The sequence below is a fragment of the Colwellia sp. BRX9-1 genome (assembly GCF_014077195.1).
Classification (GTDB): domain Bacteria; phylum Pseudomonadota; class Gammaproteobacteria; order Enterobacterales; family Alteromonadaceae; genus Colwellia_A.
Map to the genome: position 1 here is coordinate 73,317 of NZ_JACGVM010000008.1, position 13,053 is coordinate 86,369.

The 13,053-nt window shown below is 38.4% G+C and carries 11 protein-coding genes; 7 read left to right on the forward strand and 4 right to left on the reverse strand.

The annotated features are described in order from the left end of the window. Nucleotides 1-22: 22 nt before the first annotated feature. Together hrpB and pepB are read right to left on the reverse strand one after the other, a co-directional pair. Nucleotides 23-2,548 carry an ATP-dependent helicase HrpB gene (gene hrpB / locus H4J76_RS09680; protein WP_182215590.1) on the reverse strand — a complete coding sequence of 842 codons (2,526 nt, stop codon included), beginning with the start codon at nucleotides 2,546-2,548 and terminating at the stop codon, nucleotides 23-25. Between the two features lie 198 nt (nucleotides 2,549-2,746). Beyond that, on the reverse strand, nucleotides 2,747-4,036 hold the full coding sequence (pepB, locus tag H4J76_RS09685; protein WP_182175393.1) for an aminopeptidase PepB: 1,290 nt from the start codon (nucleotides 4,034-4,036) through the stop codon (nucleotides 2,747-2,749). Nucleotides 4,037-4,384: 348 nt separating this feature from the next. On the opposite strand from pepB, the gene sfsA reads away from it, so the two are divergent. From sfsA to panC, 7 genes are all read left to right on the forward strand, one after another. Next, the gene (gene sfsA / locus H4J76_RS09690) at nucleotides 4,385-5,125 is read left to right on the forward strand and encodes a DNA/RNA nuclease SfsA (RefSeq protein ID WP_182215592.1); all 741 of its coding nucleotides are present in this window, start codon (nucleotides 4,385-4,387) and stop codon (nucleotides 5,123-5,125) included. A 319-nt stretch (nucleotides 5,126-5,444) separates the two neighbouring features. After that, on the forward strand, nucleotides 5,445-5,885 hold the full coding sequence (dksA, locus tag H4J76_RS09695) for an RNA polymerase-binding protein DksA (protein WP_182175389.1): 441 nt from the start codon (nucleotides 5,445-5,447) through the stop codon (nucleotides 5,883-5,885). A 39-nt stretch (nucleotides 5,886-5,924) separates the two neighbouring features. Continuing rightward, the gene (gluQRS, locus tag H4J76_RS09700; RefSeq protein ID WP_182215593.1) at nucleotides 5,925-6,851 is read left to right on the forward strand and encodes a tRNA glutamyl-Q(34) synthetase GluQRS; all 927 of its coding nucleotides are present in this window, start codon (nucleotides 5,925-5,927) and stop codon (nucleotides 6,849-6,851) included. Between the two features lie 204 nt (nucleotides 6,852-7,055). Then, nucleotides 7,056-8,438, forward strand: a complete 1,383-nt coding sequence (gene pcnB, locus H4J76_RS09705; RefSeq protein WP_182215628.1) for a polynucleotide adenylyltransferase PcnB — start codon at nucleotides 7,056-7,058, stop codon at nucleotides 8,436-8,438. Beyond that, nucleotides 8,438-8,929 (forward strand): 2-amino-4-hydroxy-6-hydroxymethyldihydropteridine diphosphokinase, encoded by a 492-nt coding sequence (gene folK, locus H4J76_RS09710; protein WP_182215595.1) that lies wholly within the window; start codon nucleotides 8,438-8,440, stop codon nucleotides 8,927-8,929. The genes pcnB and folK overlap by 1 nt, the downstream gene beginning before the upstream one ends. Nucleotides 8,930-9,009: 80 nt before the next feature. After that, nucleotides 9,010-9,807: a 3-methyl-2-oxobutanoate hydroxymethyltransferase gene (gene panB, locus H4J76_RS09715; protein ID WP_182215597.1), complete on the forward strand. Its 798-nt coding sequence runs from the start codon at nucleotides 9,010-9,012 to the stop codon at nucleotides 9,805-9,807. Between the two features lie 17 nt (nucleotides 9,808-9,824). Next, nucleotides 9,825-10,670: a pantoate--beta-alanine ligase gene (panC, locus tag H4J76_RS09720; RefSeq protein ID WP_182215599.1), complete on the forward strand. Its 846-nt coding sequence runs from the start codon at nucleotides 9,825-9,827 to the stop codon at nucleotides 10,668-10,670. Between the two features lie 105 nt (nucleotides 10,671-10,775). Here the strand turns inward: panC and H4J76_RS09725 are convergent, their stop codons facing one another. Then, a complete protein-coding gene (locus H4J76_RS09725; protein WP_157470960.1) occupies nucleotides 10,776-10,913 on the reverse strand; it encodes a hypothetical protein in 138 nt (45 codons plus the stop codon). 254 nt (nucleotides 10,914-11,167) lie between these two features. Then, the gene (panP, locus tag H4J76_RS09730; protein WP_182215601.1) at nucleotides 11,168-12,796 is read right to left on the reverse strand and encodes a pyridoxal-dependent aspartate 1-decarboxylase PanP; all 1,629 of its coding nucleotides are present in this window, start codon (nucleotides 12,794-12,796) and stop codon (nucleotides 11,168-11,170) included. Nucleotides 12,797-13,053 lie beyond the last annotated feature (257 nt).

The window sequence follows — 13,053 nt, forward strand, 5'->3', positions numbered from 1 at the left end:
CGTTAATAAAGCTAATGCTTCATTACATATATTTTTTAACGCGGTTAGTCGCCTTTGCATTAGCGGGATCATTCGGCCAAAAGTGCTTAGGGTATTTTGCTTTCATCTCTTTTTGTACTTCCTTGTAGCTTCCTTGCCAAAAAGCAATGAGATCTTGTGTCACTTGAATAGGTCTCTTTGCCGGCGATAGCAGCTCAATAATCAAGGAAACATCGCTGTTATGTTGATCATCGCCAACCTTAGGGGTAACACTCACGCCATAAAGCTCTTGCATAGGCATTGAAACAATTGGCGCTTGCTCGACACTATATCGAATTGGGCAACGTCTTCCTGTTGGGCCAACAAAATACTCAGGGGCAATACGAGCGAAGGTTTTTTGCTGGTTATAATCAAGTAACGATAGTAATGCCGATGATAAATTTACTTTATCTAGCTGGTTTTTATTTTTAATCGCACCAATAAAAGGAACTAACCATAACGCTAAGTGTTGTAATAAATCACTTTCCTCAACATTAGGAAAATTTAAATGCGGCTGAGTTTGATTAACCCAACGCCAACGACTGAGTAATTTTTGATCAGCTTCGCGCCAATGAAGATAGGACAGACCATTTCGCTCAATTTGTTGTTGCCATAAAGTAGCTAGTGCTTCATCACTTATTTGTTCATTACTGGGCTTTTCTGACAAGACAATAGCACCAAATACTGTTTGCTGCTTAGCACTTATACGTTGGGTTTTCGAATCGTAATTAAGTTGTTTTATTTTTTTTTCAGCGATAATTCCCAAATTAATAAGCTTTTTAATATCAACCGGTGCAGCAAGTCTTACTTGTAATTTTTGTTGGTATTCAGCTAAATTAGCAGCCACAATATAATCTTCACTCGCCAGCGCATCTTGCTCATTGATCATAAGACCTTTACCATTTTCAGCTAAAAAATGGCCGTATTGTGCCCGTTGTTTAGCAATACGCTCGGGATAAGCTAAAGCAAGTAATAATCCGGTTAATTCCACTGGTAAGCTTGATAAATTCGATACTGAAACTTCATTAATTCTTTGTAAGTGTTTTTTTGTTTGTAGGAAAAATGACTGATATTTTTTGCTGTTTGATTGCTGAATTAACTCACTCAAACGGTGACGTAAGTCACAATCGGTAAATGCACGTTCACCACGAAATATATCTCGGTCTTCAAGCAATGACGCTAACAATGCGGCGAGGTTTGTTAATCCTAAGTATTGATGTTTTTTTTCTAATGCTGAGGCTCTCACAATCATTTTAGCAAAACGTGGATGACAAGCAAAACCAGCAACATTTTTGCCAAGTGGAGTTAAGTTTCTTTTATCGTCAAGTATCTGCAGCTTTTGTAATTCTTGCCATGCTTGAGTTTCGAGTAGTTTTGCCGGAAGTTCTATCAGAGGTAGTTCATTAAATTGCTTAACACCCCAGCGTGCAACCTCTATAACCATAGGAAGTAAGTCAGCTTGTTGAATTTCACTGGCACTTTGTTCGTTCCTGCGCTGAAAATCTTCGTCGCTGTAAAGTCGAATACATTTACCTGCCATCATTCGACCCGCACGTCCCATACGCTGTATTGCAGAGGCCTTAGAAATATTACGCTGCTGTAACTGATTTGTCAGCGTTTGCCGGTCGTAGATGGCGACTTTTTCTAAACCACAGTCTATAACTAAATCAATTCCTTCAATAGTTAAACTCGTTTCTGCAATATTAGTTGCTAGAACAATTTTATGAAGCCCTTGCTCGGTAGGCGAAATTGCCTGTTGTTGCTCCGCAAGCGTTAAGTTGCCATATAATGGACATAATAAAAAATGCTTGGGTAATAACTCACCTAACTTTTCAGCAAGAAAACGAATGTCAGCGATACCGGGTAAAAAAACCAATATTGAACCTTGGTGCGAGTTTATTGCATTCTTACAAATATTAACCGCGTGTTCACGCCATAATCGGCTATTTTTTACTGGCGAATAACTAACATCAATAGGGAAACTTCGACCTTCACTAGCAAGAGAAACGGCGTCGGGTAATTGCTTGAGTAATTCAGCAGTCGCTAACGTTGCTGACATTAATAATATTTTTAAATCGTCTCGTAACCCTTGTTGTGTATCTCGTGCTAATGCAAAAGCTAAATCTGCATGAAGTGACCTTTCATGAAACTCATCAAAGATCACTAAAGCACAATTTTCAAGCTCAGGGTCATGCTGAATAATTTGGGTGAATATACCTTCAGTGATGACCTCCAATTGAGTATTTTCAGATACCCTACTTTCATTTTTCAACCGATAACCGACTGTTTTCCCGACCGGCTGACCTATCTGCTTCGCTAAAAAACAAGCAACTGTTTTAGCCGCTAAACGACGAGGTTGAAGTAAGTATATTTTTTTACCTTTAAATTGGCCAAGTGCTAATAGCCATAACGGTAGGCCTGTTGATTTACCCGCGCCTGGCGGAGCAGATAGTACAAGAGTTTGATGCTGAGTTAATGCATCAAGAAATTCCGCTTTGATGTTTTCTATGGGTAATGGAGAAACAGACATTTTAATTTTATGAAATAGGGTCGGGTAACAAGCTGATGGTCACTCTATCACAAACGTTTCAAGCCATATTGTTATATTTCGTTCGCCAGCCTAAAACAGGTAAATAACCGCTAAGAATGTAAATATATAAATGCCTAAAAAAAAGCACAATAATGTTCATTATTGTGCTTTATATCGATTAACACGTCACATTAAAAATTACTTAATTAACTCAGCGATCGTGGCAATACCTAAGCCAGTCCCTCCGGCACTAAACAGGCTAGTGCTACTGCCATTATAAGCCGTCGCTAAATCGAAATGTAACCAACCTGCTCCTTCATTGTCGACAAATCTAGATAAAAATCCCGCAGCATTACTTGCACCGCCAGCACCGCCACCCGGTACAGGTCGACTGTTTGCCGTATCTGCAAATTCAGATGGACATTTATCTTGATGCCAAACGGCTAAAGGAAATTGCCATATTGGCTCATTCACTTGCTCTGCGGCTTTTTTCGCTTGCTCTGCAGCTTGGTTGTCTAAAGTAAATAAAGCATTGTATTCACCACCAGTAGCCATTACCGCCGCACCTGTTAGTGTTGCTGCGTCAATAATAAGAGGCGCCTTAGTTTCGCTTGCTGCTAATAAACCGTCAGCCAGTACTATGCGACCTTCAGCGTCGGTGTTAGCGACTTCCATCGTTACACCGTTTTTATAAGTTAAAATATCGCCCAACTTATAAGCATCGTTACTGACCATATTTTCAGCACAACATAAAAATAACTTAACGCGTTTATTTAGACCTTGTCTAATGGCTAATGCCATAGCTCCCGCAACCACTGCAGCACCGCCCATATCACATTTCATGTCAAACATTCCTGCGTTTGACTTTAAGCTGTAACCGCCACTGTCAAAAGTGATACCTTTACCGACTAAACAAGCAGATACAGCCGCATCAGGATCGCCTGTTGGGTTAAAATCAACTTCTAATAAACACGGCGGATTAATACTGCCTTTACCAACATTATAAATGCCCACCCAGCCTTGCTGTTGCAATTCATCGCCAGAGATAATATTGCTGGTGACATAAGCAGGTGCTTGAGCATTAATATAATCTGCTGCTAACTCAGCCAATTTAAGCGGATATAGCTCAGAAGGTGTTTGATTAATTAAATCACGGCTCCAGGCAAAAACAGCTAATTTGTCGTTCAAACTGTTGATACATTCGCTGCTACCGGTAAATTCAACGTTAGTTAATTTTCCGACACAAGTAAAACCGAGTGCAAAACTCCATTGAGTATTAGCTTGCCAGTTATCACCAGATAAACGTGCATGCTTAACGCCAAGTTTCTCAATGCTACGTGCTGCTTTTTGAATCTGTCTTAAGGGGCTACCACTTGAATCTTTCAAACAGATATGAAGTTCGTTATCAACATACTGAACAAGGTTGTCACTTTGCCAATTATTACTACTACTTTGCTTTGATAAATGAATATTTGTTACTTGGGTCATAAACTATCCTGAAGATCATAAATTAATACGACTTAGTTTATACTCATCATCAAGCAAAGCCGATATTTTTTGAAAAGTAGTTATTTAATTAATGTAAACCTAGCCAAACCTCAGCTTTAAACGAGGGCGTTCAGCAGGGAAAATGGATTATTTAACGGTATAATACTGCGATTTTCTTGTTGTACTTTTTAACGACAGCACCAAAACATCTAAGAAATATTTTATCAAAACGGCTAACTTTGCAATAATTTTAGCGAGTATTGTTGGCCAATTAAGTACCACTAACAAAAGTTAGCGGTTTGTCAGTACATAACGTAACATTAATAAAACTTATCATTTATTTTTCCAATGAACATAAATCTTAAAAAAGCGATTTTAATCAAACGTTATAAACGTTTCCTTGCAGATATCATATTAGAAGATGGCACTGAAACAACACTTCATGTCGCCAATACAGGTGCTATGACCGGTTGTGCTACAGAAAAAGATACTGTCTGGTATAGTACTTCCGATAATAAAAAACGTAAGTATCCTTACAGTTGGGAAATCACTCAAACACAGAATGATCATTTTATATGTGTAAATACCCTACGTGCCAACCAATTAGTTGAAGAAGCACTGACTAATAGAACAATTAGTGAACTGCACAACTATAAAACGTTAAAACGAGAAGTAAAATACGGTGATGAAAATAGTAAAATCGACTTCTTACTTACTGACGAAAACGATGTGTTAACTTATATAGAAGTTAAAAGTGTTACCCTGCTAGGTGATGGCTCTATAAGTAAGCAAGGCTACTTTCCTGATGCAGTCACGCTTCGTGGCCAGAAGCATTTACGTGAACTCATGCAAATGAAACAACAAGGTCATCGAGCTATTTTGTTATTTGCTGTACTTCATAGTGGGATTGAAAGCGTTATGGCCGCACAGCATATTGACGCTAAATATGCAGAACTTCTATCACAGGCTAAGGAGCAGGGTGTTGAGGTTATTGCTTACAAAGTAAGCTTTAAGCAAGATATCAGCAACATTCAAATGACTTTGGTCGACGCCTTGCCGGTAAAATTAGCGGAAAATGTAACGGATTAACCAAAAAAAAGAGTTAAATACATTGACTCACCCTAACAAAAATTGTTAAAAAAGCTTGCTCAAAAATAAATTGTTAAAAAATAGTATACAAAAATATTTCCACTTTTCCGAACGAACCCATAACCGTTTGATTTAAAAGAAGAATAATTATTTTTTAAGTTAATTGTAACGAAAGCCTTGAATTATGATTCGTGCAACGCAATATAGACTGGGTATTTCAGGTCTATTTATTATTGGCAATTGCAACCACGGGTGTAGCTTTTAATGAAAGAGCAACAACTTCGCCATGTAGGTCGATGTAGCATTTAGGAGAATAAGCATGCCAGCCAAAAAAGTACTAGGTATTTTAGCATTAGCGGGCGTATCGCCGTACGCAGAGAAAGCCAACGAAGAGTACATGAACGCTGCTCAATTAGAGCATTTCAAGAAAATTCTTGATGCTTGGCGAGTGCAGCTTCGCGAAGAAGTTGACCGCACAGTTATGCATATGCAAGACGAAGCAGCAAACTTCCCTGATCCGGTTGACCGAGCAGCTCAAGAAGAAGAGTTCAGTTTAGAGCTACGCACACGAGATCGTGAACGTAAACTCATTAAAAAAATTGAAAAAACATTACAATTGATTGAAGAAGATGAATTTGGCTTCTGTGATTCATGTGGTATTGAAATTGGCATTCGTCGTCTAGAAGCGCGCCCAACTGCTGATTTATGTATTGAATGTAAAACACTTGCTGAGATTAAAGAACGCCAATTAGCAGGTTAGTTGCTTGATTAAATGATATTACGTTAACGTATTCATTATATGAATCACGACAAAATTAATATTACGCGGCCACAATATTTGAGTAAATCTACGACTCAATATCGTGGCCGTTTTGCTCCATCCCCTTCGGGCTTCCTTCATTTTGGCTCTTTAATCGCCGCACTCGCCAGCTATTTACATGCAAAAAATCAGCAAGGTTTATGGTTAGTTCGTATTGAAGATATAGACCCACCCCGTGAAATGCTCGGCGCCAGTGCTGCAATTTTAACAACACTGGATGCTTATGGACTCCACTGGGACGAACCTGTTTTATATCAAAGTCAGCAAAGCGATTTATATCGTGACGTTTTAAAACAATTAGCAGAGCAAAAACTCACTTACCACTGCCAATGTACACGCGCTGAAATCAAGGCCCAGGGCGGGGTTTATCAAGGTCAGTGCAGAAATAAAAATCATCCGCAAACAAATAGTGCTACGCGGTTATGTAATCTCCACGGTATTTATCACTATCATGATTTAATACAAGGTGATTATTTTTGTCCGCAACAGCTTGCCAAAGAAGACTTTATTTTAGCCAGAAAAGATGGGCTATTTGCTTATCAACTTGCTGTTGTGGTCGATGATATTTATCAAAATATTAGCCATGTTATTCGAGGCTGTGATTTACTTGATCCGACAGTAAGGCAGTTAAGTTTTTATCAACAATTAGGTTATCAAGCGCCACAATTTGGCCATATTCCATTAGCCGTTGATGCTACTGGTTTTAAACTCAGTAAACAAAACAAAGCTCCTGCCATTGATAATAACAATCCAACCCCCTCCTTAATCGCAGCCCTTAATTTTCTAGGGCAACATCCACCCAAAGACCTTTATGCTTATTCTGCCACGCAAATAATAGAGTGGGCGATAGAAAACTGGTCTACAGATGCGATCCCTAAGCAGCAAGAAATAGCATTTTGTCAGTAATATTCAAGTAAAACGGGTGTTTGTTGAATTTTCAAACGTTTTATATTCTCTTTTATTGCCCCGTGATATATTATTGTAGCCAATAAAAAAGTGAAACGTAGCATTACAAGATGTTTCAACTTCCCACATTATCCAATCAAGGCCAGTATTATCAAAAGTGTTATCAACTTGTGTAAAAGAGTATTAGGTAAAGCCTCAAAAAAAATGGCTAAAAGCTCAACTAAAATTCAGCCGACCTCAGGCTCTACTGTTTTAACACGCGACCAGCATAATGTTTCTCGTAAGAAAATGAGCAACAACGCTTTAAAAGTGCTTTACCGCTTAAATAGTGGTGGCTATGACGCCTATTTAGTCGGTGGTGGTGTACGTGATTTATTATTGGGTTTAGAGCCAAAAGACTTTGATATAGCGACCAATGCGACTCCTGAACAAATTAAAGATTTATTTCGCAATTGTCGATTAATAGGTCGCCGTTTCCGGTTAGCTCATATTGTTTTTGGCCGTGAAATTATTGAAGTAGCAACATTCCGTGGCCACCATGAAAATGCGCCAGAGAAAGAGCAAAGTTGCCAAAAGACTTCAAAACAAAGTGAAGACGGCATGTTACTGCGTGATAATATTTATGGCTCTATCGAAGAAGATGCTGAACGTCGTGACTTTACCATTAACGCACTTTACTACAGTGCAAAAGATTTTAAAGTTCATGATTTTGCTAACGGTATTGGCGACATTAACGCTAAATTAATCCGTTTGATTGGTGATCCTGAAACACGATATCGTGAAGATCCGGTTCGTATGCTACGTGCAATTAGATTTGCAACTAAGCTAGATATGACCATTAGCCCAGAAACAGAAGCGCCAATTGCTGAATTAGCTCCTTTAATGGCAAACATACCTCCGGCAAGAATGTTCGAAGAATTTTTAAAGTTATTTATTGCCGGCAAAGCGCAACTTACTTTTCAGCAGTTAAGAAAGTATGATTTATTTCGCTATTTTTTCCCAGCAACTGACCAAATGCTAAGTAAAGGCAATCATCCACATATTGAACGTTTTATCGTTCAAGCACTGGAAAATACCGATAGCCGCATTAATAATGAACAACGCGTCACCCCAGCATTCTTATTTGCCGCTATGCTTTGGTATCCACTGCAAAGTCATGTTGAGCGTTTACGTAGTGCACAACCACAGCTGTCACCCCAAGATGTATTTTTTGCTGCTTTAAGCGAAATAATGTCTGAACAACAGCGCAGTATAGGTATCCCTAAACGTTTTCAGGCAGTAATGAAAGACATATGGATCCTGCAAGATAAGCTAAGTCGTAGAGATGGTAAACGTGCTTATAAGGCGTTAGAACATCAGAAATTCCGTGCGGGATATGATTTTCTTTTACTGAGAGCCCAAATAGAAGCAACACCTGAAAACCCAGCATTAGAAGAGTTAGCAAAGTGGTGGACTGACTTTCAAGTGAATGACCACAACACGCAAGAATTGATGATAAAAAGTATTGCCCAATCACGAACTAGCAGCCGAAGAAGTCCTAGAAAACGTCGAGTTGTTCGCGAAGACAAATCGAGCAGTACTGATTAATGGCGTTAGTCTATGTAGGATTAGGCAGTAACTTGTCTAATCCTCAAAAACAAATAGAACTTGCAGTTGCGTCCTTAACACAAATAAAAAACACCACACTCGACGGTGTTTCTTCGCTGTATTTTAGCCGCCCAATGGGACCACAAGACCAACCTGATTATATGAATGCTGTTGCCTTGTTAAGAACTGACCTAAATCCTTTAGATTTACTCAACGAATTACAAGCCATCGAAAATAATGCCGGTCGTGTTCGAAAAGATAATCGCTGGGGAGCACGTATTCTCGATTTAGATATGCTTTTATTCGATAATGAAACCATTAACCACGAACGCTTAACCGTGCCTCATTATGGCTTAGAGCTTCGTGAGTTTGTCTTGCTACCACTTGCAGAGTTATCACCTAAGCTAACACTCCCCAATGGCAAGCCTGTTTTAGCATTAAGCCAAGCAATTTCGACAAACGGGTTAAAAATTCATAGCAAGTTGCGCTAATTTAACAATTATGCGAAAGTACGCCCACTCAAATACGCTCTCTGAGTATTTACTCAAACCTTAAAAATTTTGGACTAAATATGGCTAAGATAACCACATCAACTTTGCTAAAAATGAAACAGCAAGGTGAAAAAATTTCTACCATCACCGCATATGATGCAAGTTTTGCAAAACTATTCGATCAAGCGGGTATTCACGCTATTTTAATTGGCGACTCATTGGGTATGGTTTTACAAGGCCAAGATGACACATTACCTGTTGATATAGACCATATGGCTTATCATACACAATCGGTAAAGCGTGGTGTTACTGACACCCTCATCATTAGTGATATGCCTTTTATGACATATGCCACTAAAGAGCAAGCTTTCACTAACGCGGCAAAACTTATGCAAGCCGGTGCAAGCATGGTAAAGATGGAAGGTGGTGAATGGCTAGTTGATACAATTAAAGGCCTAGTAGAGCGCGGTATTCCAGTCTGTGCTCACTTGGGCTTAACACCACAATCTGTTAATGTATTTGGTGGGTTTAAAGTACAAGGCCGTGAAAAATCACAAGCAGATAAAATGATCGCCGACGCTAAGTTACTTGAAGCGGCTGGCGCGCAATTGTTAGTTTTAGAATGTATACCTTGTGATTTAGGTAAAGCGATTTCTACTGCTGTTTCAATCCCAACTATTGGTATTGGTGCAGGTAAAGATACCGATGGTCAAATCTTGGTGATGCACGATGCTTTGGGTATTTCCTGTAGCTATATGCCGAAGTTTTCACGTAATTTTTTGATCGATACTGGTGACATTAAAAAAGCCATTGAGTTATACATTAGCGAAGTCTCCGATGGAAATTTCCCTGGTGACGAACATATTTTTGTTAAATAGATTGTAAAATACCCTATATGAAAATAGTAAATGAGATTATCGAATTACGCCAACAAGTCACTAAATGGCGTAAACAAGGTTTAAAAATAGCGTTTGTCCCTACCATGGGCAATTTACACGCTGGGCATATAGCTTTAGTAACAGAGGCTCATCGTCACGCCGACAAAGTGGTTGCCAGTATATTTGTTAATCCTATGCAATTTGGCGCCAATGAAGATATTGACAATTACCCGCGCACGCTCGACAACGATCAACAGCAATTAGTCTCTGCTAATACTGATTTACTCTTTATTCCATCAGCTCAAATGATTTATCCTAAAGGGCTAGATAAGCAGACTTATGTTGATGTACCCAATGTATCTGTTGGTTACTGTGGAGAAAGCCGCCCAGGACACTTTCGTGGTGTTGCGACGGTTGTGTGTAAACTGTTTAATTTAGTACAACCAGACATCGCGTGTTTTGGGTTAAAAGACTATCAGCAAGTCCAAGTGATAAAAACTATGGTTGAAGACCTTTCAATGGCTATTGATATAATTGCTGTCGATACGGTTCGCGAAAAAAGTGGCTTAGCAATGAGTTCGAGAAACGGTTATTTAACGCCGGAACAACTTGCAATCGCACCAGCACTTGCAAAAAGCATTCAATGGCTAGCACAGCAAATAAAGTCTGATCACGACTTTAGTGGTCTGATCAAACAAGCCACACATTTGATTAATAATGCCGGTATGAAGACTGACTATATTGATATTTGTCATGCAAGAACACTGCAACCCGCCAATAAAGATGATAAAGAATTAGTGATCCTCGCCGCTGCCCATTGTGGTAAAGCAAGGTTAATCGATAATTTACAAGTTTTCCTGTAATAATTATTTACTGCTCGTATTAATCAATAAAGATCAAAAAAGCCGAATGTTATTTTCATAACGTTCGGCTTTTTAGTATTTACTGTGCTAAAACGCGACAAAAATTTATTCGTATGAGCGTTCTAACCATTGAATTTGCGATTGCAATTCTAAAATTTCTTTTTGCGCTTCAATTAAGGCTTGTTGAACCGATGAAATGTCAGCGTGATTGTGTTCAGATACTTCTACTGGAGTTTTTCTCATGTCGTATTCCATAATTATTACCACCACAAAATGTAATCGTGCATGAATTATTACACAACAACTTTCATAAAGAAAATAACATTTATAGATCTAAATGAAACTTTATAGAACAAAAATTCATTAAAAATATATATATCCTTACTTAACAGTGAGTTAGATAATGTTTTTTAGAAAGATAAATAATAAAACGAAAGAAATAACTTACACAACGAAAGTATAAGTAAAACATTTCAAGCAGAATTACAAAATATAAGCTAAGTTAAAGACAACAAATCAGGTAGAAAGGTTTCACTTTCTTGAGCCAATTCAAGTTGCTCGACTAGCACATCATTAAGAATTTCATTGGAGGTTAATGGATTCGCCAATACAACACGAAAAACCACAGTTTTACGACCTTGATAACGCTGCACTTCAATACGCGTGCGTGAAACAAATGATTTACCATTTTCACGTTGACGTTTTTGAATAAATTTAGTCAGGTCATCGAGTAAATAATTAATCTTATCTTGTTGTTCTGCTGAACTATTTGCTAATAAGTTTTGCACCGCTTTTGGATTGTAGCGATAGGTTAATAAACATAACTCTGGTTCAGTTATTAACTCAAAGTCAGCATGCTGATTAATGCGTTCTGCAAAATACCGTGCTCTGTCAATTCCTTGGTTAATCAACATTTCATAACCAGGTCGACTGATAATATGTAAGCTTGCATAAACCAACATCGCCATACCGGGTCTTGAACCCTCCAAGGTATGTGAGCCTAAATCTTTTGAACCTTTACGTAAAATATATTCTGCATGGTGTTCAATAGAAGCCACAGAAGCCGGATTTTTAAACACCACCAGGCCTGCCCCCATAGGCACATACATTTGCTTGTGAGCATCGATAGTTACTGAATCAGCGCGTTCGATACCCTTAAGCAGTGGACGATATTTATTTGATAATAACGTCGCACCACCCCATGCAGCATCGACATGAAAGTGTGTTTGAAACTCTTCAGCAATATCAGCCATTTTATCTAATGGATCAATGTTACCTGTTTCTGTCGTACCAGCAACGCCAACAATACTTAATACGCGGATGTTTCTTTGTTTCAACTCAAGACATTTTTCACGCAATTTCTGGCAATCAATGCGGTTATTGCCATCGGTAGGAATTGATATCACGCTGTCCTGACCAATCCCTAGGATATCAGCAGACTTCTTTAATGAATAATGGCCACGGTCAGACACTAAAATCACTAAGCCATCATATTTATAATGTTTTAATGCGTTAAATAAGCCTTCTCGTGCAATACCTTTGAAATCACCATCAGCTTTCAACAAATTATTACGCGCGACCCAAAAGGCCGTTAAATTGGCGACAGTGCCACCAGAACAGAAGGCACCTAATGAATGGTTAGCACTGTGCATCCATTGCTCATAAAAATGGTCATTATCTTTATAAACCAAACGATGCATCATACCTAACACTTGACGTTCAAGTGGGGTAAATGCTTTTGATGTTTCAATTTTGACTAAATTCTGATTTAAACCCACCATCAATTTAGAAAGCGGTAAAATAAAGTAAGGTAAAGCTGAAGTCATATGACCAATAAAACTTGGGCTTGATGTATGCACTGATTGTGCAACAACTTTATCTAAAATATGACGAGTATGATCAGAAACAAAACTAGGTTCTTCGGGAATTGCAGAGCTAGCGAAATCTTTTTCAATTTCGCTTAAGGCACGTTCTTTAGCAGCAATATGATTACCTAAAAAACCAGCAAGATTTTCTGATATTTCTTTTTCGATTAGCCCCAACGTCGAATCAGGTGCTTCCGGAATTGTAAAAATACTGTGTAAAGACTCTTGAGTCGCTTTTGCTGTGCGCTTATTCGTCGTCATACCTTGCCGCTGTAACCATGTTGGTAAGTAAACATAAAACGGCACTTTAATAAAAAATGACTGAAATGTCTTGTACTTTATTTTTATCTACCAGAGAAAAGTCCAGCAATAAAGTCACTACATAATGGTTGCTGCGTAAACTAGCGCTAATTCTACAAGTGCTAAAGTACTCAACGCCATCATTAATACATTCTTTTTAATTAAATTATTCATCTTCAATATCCTTTTTGATTGAGTATTATTACTCATTAATCAAA